The following is a 15,564-nucleotide window of genomic DNA, read 5'->3' on the forward strand; positions in this document are numbered from 1 at the left end:
TCAGCCACAATGCAGGGAGTTTTGGCAATGTTGAACGTGATGCGTGAACGATCCAGTCCGGTGCCGCAGCAAGAAAGGCCGCTGCCGTACGATGTCGTCGCTCTGGTGCTGCAAGGCGGCGGCGCGCTTGGAGCCTATCAGGCCGGCGTCTATGAGGGCCTGCACGAGGCCGGCATCCGGCCGAACTGGCTGGCCGGCATCTCGATCGGCGCCCTCAACGCCGCTATCATCGCCGGCTCGCCCGAAGCCGAGCGCGTGCAGCGGTTGCGCGAGTTCTGGGAGACGATCTGTGCCTTTTCGATCGAGTGGCCCGCCGGCGAGGGGCTGGCCAACGCCTTGCCCTTTGCCTTCGATATCAACTCGGTGCGCAACAGGTTGGCGGCAACGCGGGCGCTGGTCCAGGGCCAGCCCGGCTTCTTCAAGCCGCGCTTCCCGTCGCCGCTGTGGTCGCCGTTCACGGGCGATGCCGCGACCAGCTTCTACGACACCGCGCCATTGCAACAGACGCTGGAACGGCTCGTCGATTTCGACCGGTTGAACTCGGGCGAAGTGCGCGTCAGCGTCGGCGCGGTCAACATCCGCACCGGCAATCTGACCTATTTCGACACCGCCGAACGCCGGCTGGGACCGAAGCATTTCATGGCTTCCGGCGCGCTGCCGCCGGGATTCCCCGCCGTCGAAATCGAAGGCGAGCACTATTGGGACGGCGGTGTGGTTTCGAATACGCCGCTATCGCGCGTGCTGTCCGGCGAGCCATCTGACACGCTGACATTCCAGATCGATCTCTGGTCGGCCAGGGGCCGCGTCCCTCAGGACTTGATGGAGGTGTCGAGCCGGCAGAAGGACATCCAATATTCGAGCCGCACGCGCGCCGTCACCGACCAGGTGCTGCGGATGCAGAAGATGCGTCAGGCGTTGCAGCGGACCATGGAGGAGCTGCCGGCCAGCGCAAAGGCGAAGCCGGAAATCCGCGCCATCGCCGATATGGCGCGCCATCGCTCCTACAACATCGTTCACCTGATCTACCAGTCCAAGATCTACGAAGGCCATTCGAGGGACTACGAGTTCGGGTTGAGCGCGATGCGTACGCATTGGCAGAGCGGGCTCGAAGACATCCGCCGCACGCTGGCCGACCCGCACCGCCTCGACCCGCCGGCACCGGAACTCGGCATCGTCACGCACGACGTGCATCGCCGCGACTGAGCCCCGGCTGGGTTTCATTTCTCAAAGCACCTGAAAGGAAATCTCATGTTGAAGGGCAAGGTAGCGATCGTCACCGGATCGACCAGCGGCATCGGCCTTGGCATCGCCAGGGAGCTGGCGAAGGCCGGCGCCGATCTGGTGTTGAACGGCTTTGGCGAGGCCAGCGAGATCGAGGCGATCCGCAGCGCGATCGAACGCGAGCACGGCGTGCGCGTCGTCTACGACGGCGCCGATATGTCGAAGGGCGACGCCGTGCGCGGGTTGATTGCCGCGACGATCGCGAAATTCGGGCGCCTCGACATCCTCGTGAACAATGCCGGCATCCAGTTCACCGCGCCGGTGGATGAGTTTCCGGCGGCCAAGTGGGATGCAATCCTCGCGATCAACCTGTCGGCGGCATTCCACGGCATTGCGGCGGCGGTGCCGCAGATGAAAAAGCAGCGCTGGGGACGGATCGTCAACATCGCTTCCGCACACGGCCTCGTCGCTTCGACGCACAAGGCCGCCTACGTCGCGGCCAAGCACGGGATGGTCGGCCTGACCAAGGTGGTCGGCCTGGAGACCGCCGGGACCGGCGTCACCTGCAATGCGGTCTGTCCCGGCTGGGTACGAACGCCGCTGGTGGAGAAGCAGATCAGCGACATCGCAGCCCAGCGCGGCATCAGCCAGAAGCAAGCCGCCGAAGAGCTGTTGTCCGAGAAGCAGCCGTCGCTGGATTTCGCCTCGCCGGAGCAGCTTGGCGGCACCGTCGCTTTCCTGTGCTCGCCTGCTGCGGAGCAGATCACAGGTACGACGATCTCCGTCGATGGCGGATGGACTGCACGGTAGGCAAGACGATGAGCATTTCCTCACATAAGGGAGAAAATGATGATCGGTATCAATACCCGGCGCGGCCGTCCGGTAAATGGCTCGATGCCGAAGACGACGAATGCAAGCTGTCTACTTGCTCCGGCCAGGTCGAACACCATTCAGAAAGACCTCCACGGCCGAACCGACCGCCGCCTGGATTTCTCGATCCGACGGCGCCGCGCGCAGCCCGAGAACGACCTGCAGATGAAGGTTGTCGCGGATCATGCCGACAAAGTGCCCGGCCGTTCGCGAGCAATCATCCGTCCGGATGTCCCCTCGCTTGTTGGCGGCTTCAAGGACCTCCGCGAGCCGGGACGTAGCCCGGCCGGGGCCTTGCTCGTAAAACGACTTCACGAGATCGGGAAAGCGATTGGCCTCGGTGACGGCAATTCGATAGATGCCGATCAAGGTCGGCGACATGTAAACGCACATGAGATGCCGACCAAACGCCGTCAGCGTCGCCCGCAGATCGTTGCCTTCGGTCTGCTCGATGACCAGCGTCGAAAGCACCCTGTCCGCGTTTTCCTTGACGATGGCGGAGAACAGGCCCTGCTTGTTGCCGAATTCATTGTAGATGTTGCGTTTCGAACCACCGGCGCGTTCGATGATCGCGTCGATGCTCGTCGCCGCGTAGCCCTGTTCAAAAAACACCTCAGCCGCAGCGCGAAGCAGGGTCTCCCGGCGACCGTTCGGGCGCCCTTTCTTAGCCACAGCCATTCATCCATCCCGATCCATCGCTTGACTGGTAACGATCATTACCATAGAGGTCAATTGGTAACACTCATTACCGGAGGCCATCATGCAGCGTAACAAGAAGAAGATTATTGGCTTGCTGCTGTGCCTCGGCGCAGTGGTGATCGTCGCTACGGGATGGAGGGCTCGTTCGATCGGCGAGACGTCGACCGACAACGCGTATGTCCGCGGTGACGTGACCTCGCTCGCCCCAAAGGTTGCGGGCTACGTCACGTCCCTCGAGGTCGAGGATAACCAGACCGTTCGGGCGGGTGACGTCCTTTTCCGGATCGACGACCGGGACTATCGCGCAAAACTGGCGCAAGCCGTGGCGAACGTCGAAGCTGCGCAGGCCCGCCTCACCAATGTCGATGCCGACATCCAGCTTCAGCACGCGCTGGTTCGGCAGGCCGAAGCGCAGCGACGTTCGACCGTGGCCGAGAAGAATCTGGCGACCAAGGCCTCCGACCGCCGCCGCGAACTGATCCGCACCAACGCCGTCAGCCAGGCCGCGGTCGATGAAAGCGATGCGGCGCTGTCGAGGGCCGAGGCGGGCGTGTCGGCGGCGTCGGCGATGGTGGAGGCCCAGCAGCAGCGCATTGCCGTTCTTGCCACCCAGCGCGAGGCTGCCGTTGCTGCCGTGGCGCAGGCACAGGCCGCACGCGATCTCGCCCAGATCGATCTCGACAACACGGTGGTGCATGCGCCGGTCGACGGCGTGATCGGCAACCGCCAGGTCCGCATCGGCCGGCTGGTCGCGCCGGGCGCCTCCCTGCTCGACATCGTTCCGGTCAAGGACGTCTGGGTCGTGGCGAACTTCAAGGAAACCCAGATCGAACATATCCGGCCCGGCCAGCGCGTTCGCATCAAGGTCGACGGCTATCCGCATGAGACGATCGAAGGCCTGGTGGACAGCTTTGCGCCGGGCAGCGGGTCTGCCTTCAGTCTGCTTCCCGCTGACAACGCGACAGGCAACTTCATTCGTGTCGTTCAACGCGTGCCGGTGAAGATCCGGTTTGCCAGCAACCCATTGCCGGGCCGCCTCGTGCCCGGCCTGTCCGCGCGGGTCGAGGTCGACCGGAGGAGCGGCTCATGACCGCTGTAGTCGCCGATACGCCGAGCCGCGACAGATCTGCGACCGGATCGCTTCTTGTCGTGGGTGTCGTGCTTGCGACGCTGACGGAGGCGATCGCAGGCACCGTGCTGTCGCTCGGGCGCGGCTATATCATCGGCGACACCTACGCAACTCCCGACGAGGCCGCCTGGCTGGACATCGGATACACCGCGATGAAACTGATCGGGTTCATGACCGCCCCCTGGCTGATGAGCCGTGTCGATCCGCACAAACTGATCATCGGCTCAACGCTGGTGATGGGCGCGGCATGCGGCATTGCCGTCATCACGGCCCGGCTGGACCTGTTGGTCGCACTGCGCATGATACAGGGCTTCTCCGGAGGCACCTTGCTGATCGGCGGCCAGGCGATCATTTTTCTCGCCTATCCGCGCGCCCACCAACCGATCCTTCAAGCCCTGTTTGCGATGGGATCGGTCGTCGCTCCCGGGACCATCGCCCCGGCGCTCCAGGGATGGTTGCTCGACAGCCAGTCCTGGACATGGATTTTCGTCAGCGTCGTTCCGGTGGCCCTGGCAGCGGCCGGCCTACTGTTGATCGCGGACGCCCCGAAGCCCGCTGCGGCCGTGCGCCGTCCGTTTGATTGGATCGGCTTCTCGCTGATGTCAGTCGCATTTCTCTGCTTCACCTATGTTCTCAATCAGGGCAACCGATGGCGCTGGTTCGAGGAACCTCGCATCCTGTGGCTGACGGTGCTGGGCGCCGCCGCCCTGCTGCTGTTTCTCGGCCACCAGGTGATCGCCAAAGGGCGGGGCCTGCTCGATTTCACCTTGTTCCGAACGGAGGATTTTTCCTTCGCCTTCATTGTCAGCTTTGTCGCCGGCGCCGCGCTGTTCGGGAGCGCGTTCCTGATCCCGTCCTTTGCCGTTTCCGTTCTCGCGTTCAGGCCTACCGACGCCGGCCTGCTCTTGTTGCCGAGCGGCGCATTTTTCATCGGCACGCTCCTCATAGCCGCTTTCCTCTTCCAGGTTCGCCGCGTTCCTCCGGTCGCTACAGTGCCCGTTGGGATCCTGATGATCATGATTGCGATGTGGATGCTGTCAGGCTCGACCAGCGAAAGCGGCGCGCACGACATGATGGCAGCCATCCTGTTGCGGGGCCTCGGCCTCGGCTTCCTGTTTCTGTCCATCACGCTGATCGCTTTCAGCCATCTCAATGACCACAAACGTGCGTCCGGCATCGGTCTCTTCAATGCGGGTCGCCAGCTGGGCGGTCTGATGGGGGTAGCCGGACTGCAGACACTGATCGACCATAACGTCGCCGGCAATGTTGCGGTGCTCGGCGCCAGCGTCACCGCGGGCGTTCCTGCGGTGAGCGAGCGGCTGACGGCGATGACCGCCATGCTCGCGGCGCGAGGAATGGACGCCGTGGCCGCCAGCCGGGCGGCGACGAGCCTGCTGGGCAGGGCCGTCATGGGTCAGTCGACCGTGATCGCCTTCGACACCGCGTTCAATGCCGTCGCGGTGCTTTTCGTCATCGCCGCGCCCGTGCTGGTCTCCATCAAGATCGGATTCCACCGCTACGCCAAAGCGCACGCCGCGCAGTCATCCCGAAGCGAGGAGCCGTAACATGAGACGTTCCACGTCCGCTCGAGCGGACGACACCGAATCGAGACAGGACTCTCGCTCCGACATCGTGTCGGCGATCAGCGAGGCCCTCGCTCATCCCGGCGACGCGCCCGGCGGCCTCGACAATATTTTTCATCGTAGCGGATATTCGCAAGAAGATATCTGGTCGGCATTCGAAAGTATCGACGATCTCGTCGTCGCGGTTGCCGAGCACGAAGCCCTGTTCATATCGCAGCCATTGATGAGGAGGGTGCGTCCAAATACCCTTGACGATGTTCGAGATACCCTTGTCGCCTTCGGACTCGTTGCCTCGCGAGAATATTCGACCACCCTGGTCGGGTTCGTCCGGATGATGATGGCCGAAGCTGCGCGCAACCCGTCTCTCAAGAAGCGGCTGTACGAGGCAGGGTCGGAGATCGTCACAAGGAGGCTGCGGGAGTTTCTGTCGGAGGCCAATGAAAGAGGAATCCTGTCGATATCGGACGCGCAGGTATGCGCGGAGCAATTGATGGGACTGCTAAGGGAGCCGCTCTACCAGGCATTGATGCTGAATCCCGTGACAAGCCAGAACGGGACAACCGCCGACCGCGTCAAGGCCGGCGTTGAAAGGTTCCTGCATGGATGTGCAAGCGCGAGGAGCGTCAGATATGAACGCGCCATTTGATACTGCCCGTGCGAGCCAGTCCTGGCTGGCGCGGAGCAGCGACAGGCCATTACCCCTGAAGGTCGTCGACGATGTCCCGTCGGATCTGGCCAACTGCGCCGACGAGCATGGATCGCTGGTGACGGTCGAGCCCGTCGACTGGATCATTTGCTTCGTCCCCGGCCTGAAACGGCAATGGTGGCATCGGTTCGTCCATCACAAGCACAAGCACGTCTTTGCCATGCGGCCGACGAACACCGGGAGCTGGCTGCTCGTGGAGCCGTGGTGGACCCGTATGATGGTGACGATCCTGCCGCCGGCCGATGCCGTCAAATTTCTTCGCTGGGGTGGGACGGGCGATATTCTTCGCGTCCGCGAGCAGGTCCCCGGTAAAGCGAGCCAGATGCGCGGCTGGTCGAATTGCGCTGTTATCACGGCGTTCGTGCTTGGGCGGCCGAGCTGGACATGGACGCCGCACGGTCTCTACAAGGAACTGCTCCGCGAGAAGACAACGCGGCGCGAGAACGTGGAGCAGCTTCTGGTCGACCAGTTCGCCAAGGTCGTCAGCCAGTACTCGTCCAATGCCCTGAGTGTCAGTGCCGACCAGCTTTCCCTGCCGCTCAGGGAATTGCTCATCATCATCGGGCGCAATCTGCTCGAGACGATGATGACGCCGGCCTTGCTGGAGGTTTGTTACACCGCCATCCTCGAAGCGGACCGCTACCCGAATGCGACGCGGGTCTACGCGCAGCATGGCCCAAAGCGGGCGATCGAGGTCCTGACAAATATTCTTGCAAGCGCAAAGCAGGCCGGCGAGATCGATCTTGCGGATTGCGAAGCCGGAGCCCGCCAGTTCCTCGGCATGCTCTATGGCAACATTCACCTGGAAGCTGTGCTTCAGCTCGGCGCGATACCAACGCTTTCCGAGATCGATTTGCGGGCCCGCACCGCGGTGAAAGTCTTTCTCGACGGCGCCGGGCCTGACGAGACGGCAATCCTCGAGCGAGGGGTTTTACGCAACGGCGGCGGGTCGTTGCCGGTGGCCGGCCGCCGGGCATGGGTCTACCTGCGTTAGTCGGCCCGTTTTCTGATCTGCTTTCGTGCCGGACGCCCGGGTTTTCCGAAGATCGCCAGGGGAACCGCGCGATCGATGATCTCGCGAAGCGCGAAATTCGACTGGATGCGCGAGACGTGCGGCAGGCGCGACAGTTCGGTCCGGTGAATCCTCTCGAAGTCTTCGATATCGCGCGCCAGCACGATCAGGAGATAGTCGTCGTTTCCCGACATCAGAAACGTGCGGATCACCGACGGGCAGTTGACGACGGCGGCTTCGAACGATTTCAGCGCCTCGTCGCTTTGGCTGTTGAGCGCGATTCGGACCAGCACGGTCGTGTTGAGGCCAAACCGGCTCGGATCGAGGATGGCCTGATAGCCTCTGATATATCCTTCGTCTTCCAGAGCGCGTTGCCGCCGCGCGATCGCGGTGCTCGAAAGTCCCACCCGGTCCGCCAGTTCGGTCTGACTGACCCGCGCGTTGGCGCTGAGTTCGGCGAGAATCGTCATGTCGATCTTGTCATGGTCCATATGTTTGAAATCCTGCGCCATAGTGCCAAATCTCGTTGAATTTCTGCACTATTTGCCGGTACGTGCGCAAGTTTCGCCGGGAAATAAACCGCTGTTCCCGCCTAGAAAAGGAGGCGTGCCATACAGCGGAGGTTGCCATGAAGATCGGTGTACCCAGGGAGATCAAGACGCACGAATACCGTGTCGGTCTGACGCCGGGGGCCGTTCGCGAATATGTGGCGGCGGGGCACAGCGTCGTGGTCGAGACCAATGCCGGCGCCGGCATCGGCGCGACGGATGATGCTTATCGCAAGGCCGGTGCTACTGTGCTGGACTCCGCCCGCGAGGTGTTTGCGTCCAGCCAGATGATCGTCAAGGTCAAGGAGCCTCAAGCATCGGAATGGTCGCAACTGCGGCAAGACCAGATTCTCTTCACATACCTGCATTTGGCGCCCGATCCCGACCAGGCCAAGGGCCTCATCGCGTCCGGATGCACCGCAATCGCCTATGAGACCGTGACGGATGCCCATGGCGGCCTGCCGCTGCTGGCGCCGATGAGCGAAGTGGCGGGCAGGCTTGCGATCGAAGCGGCCGGCGCGGCGTTGCGACGGCATGCGGGAGGCCGGGGCCTGTTGATCGGGGGCGTGCCGGGCGTCCAGCCGGCACGCATCGTGGTGATTGGAGGCGGAGTCGTCGGGACGCACGCGGCCCGCATGGCGGTCGGCCTTGGCGCCGAGGTCACCATTCTCGACCGTTCGATCGGCCGCCTTCGCGAGCTGGACGAACTGTTCGAGGGGCGCGTTCGCACGAAATTCTCGACCATCGACAGCATCGAGGAAGAGGTGTTTGCCGCCGATGTCGTCATCGGTGCGGTGCTCGTCCCGGGAGCGAGCGCGCCGAAACTGGTGACGCGGGAGATGTTGGGTTCGATGCGCAAGGGGGTCGTGATCGTGGATGTCGCGATCGACCAGGGCGGCTGCTTCGAGACCTCGCACCCGACCACCCACTCTGATCCAACCTTTGAGGTGGAGGGCATCATCCATTACTGCGTCGCGAACATGCCGGGTGCTGTGCCGCTGACCTCCAGCCAGGCGCTGAACAATGCCACGCTGCCTTTTGGTCTGGCGCTCGCCAACAAGGGGTTTGCGGCCGTGCTCGAGAACCCGCATTTGCGCGCCGGTCTGAACGTCTACCGGGGCCGGCTGACCTGCGAGCCGGTGGCCAGAAGCCTCGGCATGCCATTCTCACCGATCGAGGGCGCGGTGGCTTGAGGCTGGAAGGCCCTAGGTTGACGCTTCCAGTCCGTCTTCGCTTTCGCTGCGCTCAAGCTACGCCGGACACCACGCTTCACCCCTCGGCCCTGCGTGGCTGCGCCACGCGTCGCCCGAAGGGCCTGTGGCCTGCCGAGCCGTAGCTCGCGGCCGCGCCCGCCTTCGCCCAAGTGGGCTTCGGCGCGGCAGCCTTCACTCGCTTCGCGAGCGAAGGCTGGTGGGCCCGGCAGGACTCGAACCTGCAACCAGACCGTTATGAGCGGCCGGCTCTAACCATTGAGCTACAGGCCCCGCCGCGAGCGGCCGTTTTGAGGCGGCCAGCAACGGTGCGGGCATCGTTTACAGTGGTGATCGCAATCCCGCAATGCCGGGGTTAATCTACCCAAACGCAGGCAATTCCACCCTATTGCGCCAATTCCCGGTCTCGCCCGTGACTTGCCGAACTTCATAAAAGTCAACACTTGCCTGCAACCTCCGCTGCGCGTTGATTAGACGTCCCCGGGGAGCAACGCTTGAGGCCAAACATGAAACTCGCTCATATCGTCTGCGCCGGCGTTCTCCTGCTGGCAGGCGGCGCGGCGGCGCAAGATGGAAGCAAGGCCATACCAAAAACAACCATCAGCCTTGGCACTGCGACACCGGGCGGCGGCTTCCCGGTCTATGGCAATGGGTTCGCGGAAGTCATGAACGCCGCCGATCCGACGCTGTCGATCGAGCCGCGCAACACCAAGGGCAGCAGCGAGAACATTCCGCTGCTCGAGACCGACGGGCTCGATATCGCCCTGGTGGCGGGGGAGCCTTCCTACGAGGCCTTTATGGGCATCGGGCGGGCGCCGACCAGGCTGAAGATCCTGACCGCGATGTATTCCAGCCCGGGCATGTTCGTGGTGCGCGCCGACAGCCCCTACAAGACCATTCGCGATCTCGTCGGCCAGCCCGTGGCGTTCGGCGCCAGGGGCTCGGGTCTGCCGATCCTGTCGCGATACATGCTCGACGGCATCGGGCTGAAGCAGGACGAGGATTTCAAGTCGATCTATCTCGACCGCGCCGGCGACGGTCCGGCCATGGTGCAGGACGGCCGTGCCGCGGCGCTGTGGGGCGCGGGCATCGGCTGGCCCGGGTTCAAGAGCATGGCGGAAAGCCCCGGCGGCGCCCGCTTCATCGCGCCCGACGCCGGCGAGATCGCCAGGGTCCGCGCCAAGCATACCTTTCTCAAGCCGCTGACAGTGCCCGCCAACAGCTACCCGAACCAGCCGGCGGCGATCGATTCGATCGGCTCATGGAGTTTTGTCCTCGCGCGCGAAAGCCTGCCGGATGATGTCGCGTATCGGCTGGCGAAAACGCTGCACGGCGCGGAGGGGTCGTTGTGCAAGAAACTGCCGCAGGCCTGCGAGACAACGGCCGTGAACACGGCCGCCGCTGCGCCCAATCTGCAGCTGATCCATCCGGGCGTGCTGAAATATTTCCGCGAGGTCGGGGTGGTAAAGTAGGGCGCTGCTCTCTCAACACGTCGTCCCGGCCTTGAGCCGGGACCCATACGCCGCGGCAGTTATTGTTAAGCACAAATGGTCGACGGCTTTTTCCAACAACAGATGACCGGGATTATGGGTCCCGGCCTTCGCCGGGACGACGGTGGAGTGTAGTGTCGCAACGATGGTGAGAATCTACTTCTTCGCCATCGCACATGCCGGATCAATCGGCCCGAACGCCTCGTCGCCGGGGATCTTGGCCAGGATTTTGTAATAGTCCCACGGATATTTCGATTCTTCCGGCTTCTTGACCTCGACCAGCCAGAGGTCATGCACCATCAGATTGTCCTCGCGCAGCTTGCCGTTGCGGGAGAAGAAGTCCTCGATCGGTTTTTCGCGCATCTTCGCCGCGACTTTCAGCGGCTCGTCGGTACCCGCCTCCTTGATGGCGTTGAGATAATACATCACCGAGGAATAGACGCCGGCCTGCCACATCGTCGGCATCCGGTTCATCTTGGCAAAATAGCGCTTCGACCATTCGCGGGTCTTGTCGTCCATGTCCCAGTAGAACGAGGTCGTCAGCAAGAGGCCCTGCGCCGCCGGCAATCCGAGCGAATGAATGTCGGTGATCAGCGCCAGCAATGCCGCCATCTGCTGGCCGCCCTTCAAGACGCCGAACTCCGAGGCGGTCTTGATCTCGTTCATGTTGTTGGGCGGGCCGGCGGCGATGCCGATGATCTTGGCCTTGGAAGCCTGCGCCTGCAGCACGAAGGACGACAGGTCGGGGGTCGCAAGCGGCGGTCGCACCGAACCCAGCACCTTGCCGCCATTGGCGGTGACCACGGCGGAGGCGTCGCGTTCGAGCGCGTGGCCGAACGCATAATCATCGGTGATGAAGAACCAGCTGTTGCCGCCGCGCTTCACCACCGCCTGCGCGGTGCCGGCCGCGAGCGAGCGGGTGTCGATCACCCACTGGATGGCGTAAGGTGAGCAGAATTTGCCGTGGAAATCCGCGGCCAGGGTCGAGTGCGTGATGAACAGCTTCTTCTTCTCGTTGGCGACGTTCTGTACCGCAAGGCCGACCGCCGACACCGGAACGTCGACGATCAGGTCGACCTGGTCGACATCGTACCAGCGCCGCGCCATGCCGCCGCCGATATCCGGTTTCAGCTGATGGTCGCCGACGATCAGGCTGATCGGCTTGCCCAGCACCTTGCCGCCGAAATCGTCGATCGCCATCTGCGCGGCCGTGACCGAGCCCTGACCGGTTGGCGTCGCCGCCGGGCCGTTCATATCGGTGAGAACGCCGATCTTGACGATGTCATCTGAAAGTTGCGCGAGCGCCGCAGGCGACGCCAGCATCGCGGCCGCAAGCGCGCCAAGCATGGATAGGTTTTTGACGAGCATCCCTCTTCTCCCTGTGTATCGGCACGTTGGCCGTGTGTGTCTTCAGGCGGTTGCTTTCCGCCAATTGGTCCCACTTGCAACTAAAGCCAATTGGTCCCGATTGCAACTAATTTGGACCGTCGTCAACTTGGCCGGAAGGAGGGGGCCGACCGCCGGCGGTATCCGGTTCTGTTTATTTCCGGCCCGATTCAGGGCATAGCGGGCCATGATTTCGCAACAGCGCCTTCCGACTTCGCTTACGCCGCTCGATGTGGCGCTTGCCGCCCTGTTGCACGGCGTCGAGCCGGTAACGCCTGCGGAACTGCCGCTCGCGGAAGCGCTGCGTTGTATTGCCGCTGACATGCCGCCACTGGGCGCGCAGCCGCCGCACGACATCGCCGCCAGCGACGGCTTTGCGTTGCCGGCCCGTGATCTTGTCGGGGCGTCGTCCTATTCGCCGCTGCCATTGACGGCGTTGCCGGTCTGGGTCGAAGCCGGTGACGCCATGCCTGATGGCTGCGATTGCGTGCTCGATGCCGATGCTGTCGAGCTATCCGGCCCGATGCCGCAGGTGCTGGCGGAAGCGATCCCGGGGCAGGGCGTGCGCCGGGCCGGTGGTGGCATTGCCGCTGGCAGCAGTGTGGTCGAGGCGGGGCGGCGCGTGCTGGCACGTGACCTCATGATCGCGCGGGCGGCGGGAATAGAGCGGCTGAAGGTGCGCCGGCCGCGCCTGCGGAAGAAGGCCGCGCGGCGCTGGAAAGAGCCGGGTTTCGACCGGCCTGAAATGGCGGGGAGACCATGACGCGGCGTCTTTCGATTGCAATCATCGGCGCTGGCATGGGCGGCCTCGCGTCGGCGGCGGCGCTGCGGCGGGTCGGCATCGACGTCACCGTCTATGAGCAGGCCTCGCAATTTGCGCGATTGGGCGCCGGCATCCAGATCGGCTGCAACGCCATGAAGGTGCTGCGCGGGCTGGGGCTCGAGCAACGATTGCGCAGCCAGTCGTTCTATCCACGCTCCTGGAACAACCGGGACTGGAAGACCGGCGAAGTCAAATTCGAGATGATCTTTGGCGAGAGCGCCGAGCAGAAATTCGGCGCGCCCTATCTGCTGGCGCACCGCGGCGATCTGCATGCGGCGCTGGCGAGCGCCGTTCCCGATGAATGCGTCAAGTTAAACCACAAACTGGTCGGACTCGACGAGATCAGCGACGGCGTCCGACTCTCCTTCGCGAATGGTGAGACCGCGATCGCGGACGCCGTCATCGGCGCCGATGGCATTCACTCCGTCGTCCGAGACATCCTGTTCGACACTTCGCCGGTGCACTTTACCGGGCGCATCGCTTACCGCACCACCTATCCTGCATCGCTTCTCGGCGGCCAAAAAATTGACGATTGCACCAAATGGTGGGGCGAGGACCGGCACATCGTCATCTACTACGTCAAGCCTGACCGCAGCGAAATCTATCTCGTCACCAGCCAGCCGGAGCCGGAGTTTCGGATCGAGTCGTGGTCGGCCAAGGGCGACGTCAGGGAATTGCGCAAGGCTTTTTCGGGCTTCGACCGCCAGGTCGAACAGGTGCTGGCCGCGTGCCCGGACGTGCACAAATGGGCGATCGTCGATCGCAATGCCCTGGAGCGCTGGGGCGAGGGCAACGTGACGCTGCTCGGCGATGCCTGCCATCCGATGACGCCCTATATGGCGCAAGGCGCGGCGATGGCGATCGAGGACGCCGCGGTGCTGTCACGCTGTCTCGACGGCGTCGAGCGCGATGGCGTGCCGAATGCGTTTCGAAGGTTCGAGGCAACCCGCAAGGCGCGAACCGCGCGGGTCCAGCAGACCTCGCGAACCAATACCTGGCTCAGCGGAAAGACCGATACCGATTGGGTCTATGGCTACGATGCCTGGACCGAGCCACTGGCGGCATGAGCTCGGCGCTGTTCGGCCTCCTCGAGCGCGCGCCGAGCCGCGGGGGACAGAATCTTCGGTTCCGCAGGCACGTCGACGAGTGTGGCGCTGCCGGTTGCCCATCGGGCCAACTGCTTCAGATTTGAGAAAAACGTCACGATCTCCAGGACGAAGTAAACCGCCCGCAGGATGAAGACCAGAACAGCCCCAAAAACTTCGATCATGACGACATCTCAACGCCCGCTGAGCACCCTCGGCGTTCAGTGGTCGCCGTGAACGGCGATCCGGTTCAAAGCATACAGGGGGATCCACCTAGCCGCCATCCAGCGCCGCCAGCCGTTCCGCTTCGGCGATGTCGTCCATGGTGTTGGCGTTGAAGAACGGGTCGAGCGGCTCGACCGGCCAGGTTACGGTGGCAAGGCGGTAGCGCGCGGTCCAGCGGTCGATCTTCCTGACGTCCTCGACCACAAGCGCGTGGCGGAGCTGTTCGCGCAACGCCACGCTCCACAATCCGATCACCGGATGCGACTGGCCGTCGGAGACGGCGACCGCAAGCTCTGCGTTCTCATCGCGCATTGCGCCGACGAGACGCGAAACCAGGTCCCGCGGCAGGAACGGGCAGTCCGCCGCGGCACTCAGCACCCACTTGACCTCCGGCCGGTTGGCCGCGGCCCAATCCAGCGCCGCCAGAATGCCGGCCAGGGGCCCGGGAAAATCGGCGACGCCGTCCGCGATCACCGGCAGCCCGAACGCGGCAAAGCGTGCGGGATCGCCATTGGCATTGAGAATGAGGCCATCGCATTGCGGCTGCAACCGCGCGATCACGCGGTCGAGTATGGTGCGGCCACCGATGGTGCGCATCGGCTTGTCGCCGCCGCCCATCCGCCGCGCCAGACCGCCGGCGAGCAGCACGGCCGGTACTATCAGCGCGGCTCTTGCCGTCGCTTCACTCGTCACGGTCTTCGCCCTTGCGCTTGTGCCGCGCCGATTCCTCTTCGACAAAGGCGAGGTTCTGGTCGAACACGATGCGTTCCTGGCCTGATAGCGCGATGAAGCGCTTACCGCGCGTGCGCCCGACCAGCGTCAGGCCGACCTGCCGCGCCAGTTCGACGCCCCATGCGGTAAAACCCGAGCGCGATACCAGGATGGGAATCCCCATCCGCACCGTCTTGATCACCATCTCGGAGGTCAGCCGGCCCGTGGTGTAGAGAATCTTGTCGCCGGGATCGACGCCGTGGCGATAGATCCAGCCCGCGATCTTGTCGACGGCGTTGTGGCGGCCGACATCCTCGGTGTAGCAGATCGGCGTGCCTTGCTTGCACAGCACGCAGCCATGGATCGCGCCGGCTTCGAGATACAGTGAAGGCATGGTGTTGATCGCATGCGTCATCTCGTAGAGCCAGGAGGTGCGCAGCTCCGCCTTCGGCAGTGCGACGCTTTCCACGGCCTCCAGCAGGTCGCCGAATGCGGTGCCCTGCGCGCAGCCCGAGGTCTGCGTGCGCTTCTTCAGCTTGGCCTCGAAATTGGTGTGATGCTCGGTGCGCACCACCACCACCTGCAGGTCGTCGTCATATTCGACCTCGGTGACGACGTCGTCGTATTTCAGCATGTTCTGGTTCAAGAGGTAGCCGAGCGCCAGATATTCCGGATAGTCGCCGATCGTCATCATGGTGACGATCTCCTGCGCGTTCAGATACAGCGTTAGCGGCCGCTCCACCGGCACCCTGATTTCCACAGTGGCGCCGGTCTGATCGGTCCCGGTGACGCGCTCGGTCAGCCTGGGATCATCAGGATTGGGCACGATCAGGGGGACGGGGGCTTTGTCGATCTTCATCATTTC

At 63.7% G+C, this 15,564-nt stretch carries 15 protein-coding genes, 1 tRNA gene and 1 pseudogene; 10 read left to right on the forward strand and 7 right to left on the reverse strand.

Going from position 1 to position 15,564, the window contains the following annotated elements:
- Window positions 1-27 precede the first annotated feature (27 nt).
- Window positions 28-1,203, forward strand: a complete 1,176-nt coding sequence (locus JQ558_RS24140; RefSeq protein WP_212271750.1) for a patatin-like phospholipase family protein — start codon at window positions 28-30, stop codon at window positions 1,201-1,203.
- A 45-nt stretch (window positions 1,204-1,248) separates the two neighbouring features.
- On the forward strand, window positions 1,249-2,031 hold the full coding sequence (locus JQ558_RS24145; RefSeq protein WP_212295408.1) for a 3-hydroxybutyrate dehydrogenase: 783 nt from the start codon (window positions 1,249-1,251) through the stop codon (window positions 2,029-2,031).
- A 111-nt stretch (window positions 2,032-2,142) separates the two neighbouring features.
- Here the strand turns inward: JQ558_RS24145 and JQ558_RS24150 are convergent, their stop codons facing one another.
- Complete coding sequence (locus JQ558_RS24150) at window positions 2,143-2,769, reverse strand: TetR/AcrR family transcriptional regulator (RefSeq protein WP_212295409.1); 627 nt, start codon at window positions 2,767-2,769, stop codon at window positions 2,143-2,145.
- An 82-nt stretch (window positions 2,770-2,851) separates the two neighbouring features.
- On the opposite strand from JQ558_RS24150, the gene JQ558_RS24155 reads away from it, so the two are divergent.
- From JQ558_RS24155 to JQ558_RS24170, 4 genes are read left to right on the forward strand one after another with little or no spacing between them, the layout of a single operon-like run.
- Entirely contained in the window at window positions 2,852-3,880 is a 1,029-nt protein-coding gene (locus JQ558_RS24155; protein WP_212295410.1) for an HlyD family secretion protein, read from the forward strand.
- Complete coding sequence (locus JQ558_RS24160; protein WP_212295411.1) at window positions 3,877-5,484, forward strand: MFS transporter; 1,608 nt, start codon at window positions 3,877-3,879, stop codon at window positions 5,482-5,484. Before JQ558_RS24155 ends, JQ558_RS24160 begins: the two co-directional genes overlap by 4 nt.
- 1 nt (window position 5,485) lies before the next feature.
- A complete protein-coding gene (locus tag JQ558_RS24165) occupies window positions 5,486-6,148 on the forward strand; it encodes a TetR/AcrR family transcriptional regulator C-terminal domain-containing protein (protein ID WP_212295412.1) in 663 nt (220 codons plus the stop codon).
- Window positions 6,132-7,202 (forward strand): TetR/AcrR family transcriptional regulator C-terminal domain-containing protein, encoded by a 1,071-nt coding sequence (locus tag JQ558_RS24170; RefSeq protein WP_212295413.1) that lies wholly within the window; start codon window positions 6,132-6,134, stop codon window positions 7,200-7,202. Before JQ558_RS24165 ends, JQ558_RS24170 begins: the two co-directional genes overlap by 17 nt.
- Here the strand turns inward: JQ558_RS24170 and JQ558_RS24175 are convergent.
- Window positions 7,199-7,711 carry an Lrp/AsnC family transcriptional regulator gene (locus tag JQ558_RS24175; RefSeq protein ID WP_212295414.1) on the reverse strand — a complete coding sequence of 171 codons (513 nt, stop codon included), beginning with the start codon at window positions 7,709-7,711 and terminating at the stop codon, window positions 7,199-7,201. The genes JQ558_RS24170 and JQ558_RS24175 overlap by 4 nt on opposite strands.
- A gap of 137 nt (window positions 7,712-7,848) precedes the next feature.
- Here JQ558_RS24175 and ald point away from each other — a divergent pair, with 137 nt between their 5' ends.
- Entirely contained in the window at window positions 7,849-8,961 is a 1,113-nt protein-coding gene (gene ald / locus JQ558_RS24180; RefSeq protein WP_212295415.1) for an alanine dehydrogenase, read from the forward strand.
- Between the two features lie 215 nt (window positions 8,962-9,176).
- Here ald and JQ558_RS24185 read toward each other — a convergent pair.
- Window positions 9,177-9,252, reverse strand: a tRNA-Ile gene (locus tag JQ558_RS24185).
- Between the two features lie 233 nt (window positions 9,253-9,485).
- Here JQ558_RS24185 and JQ558_RS24190 point away from each other — a divergent pair.
- Window positions 9,486-10,451, forward strand: a complete 966-nt coding sequence (locus JQ558_RS24190; RefSeq protein WP_212295416.1) for a TAXI family TRAP transporter solute-binding subunit — start codon at window positions 9,486-9,488, stop codon at window positions 10,449-10,451.
- 174 nt (window positions 10,452-10,625) lie between these two features.
- Here JQ558_RS24190 and JQ558_RS24195 read toward each other — a convergent pair whose 3' ends face one another.
- Window positions 10,626-11,837 (reverse strand): ABC transporter substrate-binding protein, encoded by a 1,212-nt coding sequence (locus JQ558_RS24195; protein ID WP_212210222.1) that lies wholly within the window; start codon window positions 11,835-11,837, stop codon window positions 10,626-10,628.
- Between the two features lie 205 nt (window positions 11,838-12,042).
- Here JQ558_RS24195 and JQ558_RS24200 point away from each other — a divergent pair.
- Together JQ558_RS24200 and JQ558_RS24205 are read left to right on the forward strand one after the other, a co-directional pair.
- Window positions 12,043-12,552: pseudogene (locus JQ558_RS24200) on the forward strand (molybdopterin-binding protein); the annotation flags it as partial.
- Between the two features lie 62 nt (window positions 12,553-12,614).
- Window positions 12,615-13,745 carry an FAD-dependent monooxygenase gene (locus JQ558_RS24205; protein WP_212295418.1) on the forward strand — a complete coding sequence of 377 codons (1,131 nt, stop codon included), beginning with the start codon at window positions 12,615-12,617 and terminating at the stop codon, window positions 13,743-13,745.
- Here JQ558_RS24205 and JQ558_RS24210 read toward each other — a convergent pair.
- The 3 genes from JQ558_RS24210 to JQ558_RS24220 form a co-directional block, all read right to left on the reverse strand.
- Window positions 13,712-13,948 carry a hypothetical protein gene (locus JQ558_RS24210; protein WP_212271763.1) on the reverse strand — a complete coding sequence of 79 codons (237 nt, stop codon included), beginning with the start codon at window positions 13,946-13,948 and terminating at the stop codon, window positions 13,712-13,714. The genes JQ558_RS24205 and JQ558_RS24210 overlap by 34 nt on opposite strands.
- Window positions 13,949-14,036: 88 nt before the next feature.
- The gene (gene mobA, locus JQ558_RS24215; protein ID WP_312015025.1) at window positions 14,037-14,681 is read right to left on the reverse strand and encodes a molybdenum cofactor guanylyltransferase MobA; all 645 of its coding nucleotides are present in this window, start codon (window positions 14,679-14,681) and stop codon (window positions 14,037-14,039) included.
- Window positions 14,671-15,561: a formate dehydrogenase accessory sulfurtransferase FdhD gene (locus tag JQ558_RS24220; RefSeq protein WP_212271765.1), complete on the reverse strand. Its 891-nt coding sequence runs from the start codon at window positions 15,559-15,561 to the stop codon at window positions 14,671-14,673. The genes mobA and JQ558_RS24220 overlap by 11 nt, the downstream gene beginning before the upstream one ends.
- Between the last annotated feature and the right edge of the window lie 3 nt (window positions 15,562-15,564).

Source organism: Bradyrhizobium sp. AUGA SZCCT0160 (assembly GCF_018130105.1).
Classification (GTDB): domain Bacteria; phylum Pseudomonadota; class Alphaproteobacteria; order Rhizobiales; family Xanthobacteraceae; genus Bradyrhizobium.

Coding starts and splice junctions, on each gene's coding strand:
- JQ558_RS24140 (WP_212271750.1), top strand. CDS start 28: ATGTTGAACGTGATGCGTGAACGATCCAGTCCGGTGCCGCAGCAAGAA.
- JQ558_RS24145 (WP_212295408.1), top strand. CDS start 1,249: ATGTTGAAGGGCAAGGTAGCGATCGTCACCGGATCGACCAGCGGCATC.
- JQ558_RS24150 (WP_212295409.1), bottom strand. CDS start 2,769: ATGGCTGTGGCTAAGAAAGGGCGCCCGAACGGTCGCCGGGAGACCCTG.
- JQ558_RS24155 (WP_212295410.1), top strand. CDS start 2,852: ATGCAGCGTAACAAGAAGAAGATTATTGGCTTGCTGCTGTGCCTCGGC.
- JQ558_RS24160 (WP_212295411.1), top strand. CDS start 3,877: ATGACCGCTGTAGTCGCCGATACGCCGAGCCGCGACAGATCTGCGACC.
- JQ558_RS24165 (WP_212295412.1), top strand. CDS start 5,486: ATGAGACGTTCCACGTCCGCTCGAGCGGACGACACCGAATCGAGACAG.
- JQ558_RS24170 (WP_212295413.1), top strand. CDS start 6,132: ATGAACGCGCCATTTGATACTGCCCGTGCGAGCCAGTCCTGGCTGGCG.
- JQ558_RS24175 (WP_212295414.1), bottom strand. CDS start 7,711: ATGGACCATGACAAGATCGACATGACGATTCTCGCCGAACTCAGCGCC.
- ald (WP_212295415.1), top strand. CDS start 7,849: ATGAAGATCGGTGTACCCAGGGAGATCAAGACGCACGAATACCGTGTC.
- JQ558_RS24190 (WP_212295416.1), top strand. CDS start 9,486: ATGAAACTCGCTCATATCGTCTGCGCCGGCGTTCTCCTGCTGGCAGGC.
- JQ558_RS24195 (WP_212210222.1), bottom strand. CDS start 11,837: ATGCTCGTCAAAAACCTATCCATGCTTGGCGCGCTTGCGGCCGCGATG.
- JQ558_RS24205 (WP_212295418.1), top strand. CDS start 12,615: ATGACGCGGCGTCTTTCGATTGCAATCATCGGCGCTGGCATGGGCGGC.
- JQ558_RS24210 (WP_212271763.1), bottom strand. CDS start 13,948: ATGATCGAAGTTTTTGGGGCTGTTCTGGTCTTCATCCTGCGGGCGGTT.
- JQ558_RS24220 (WP_212271765.1), bottom strand. CDS start 15,561: ATGATGAAGATCGACAAAGCCCCCGTCCCCCTGATCGTGCCCAATCCT.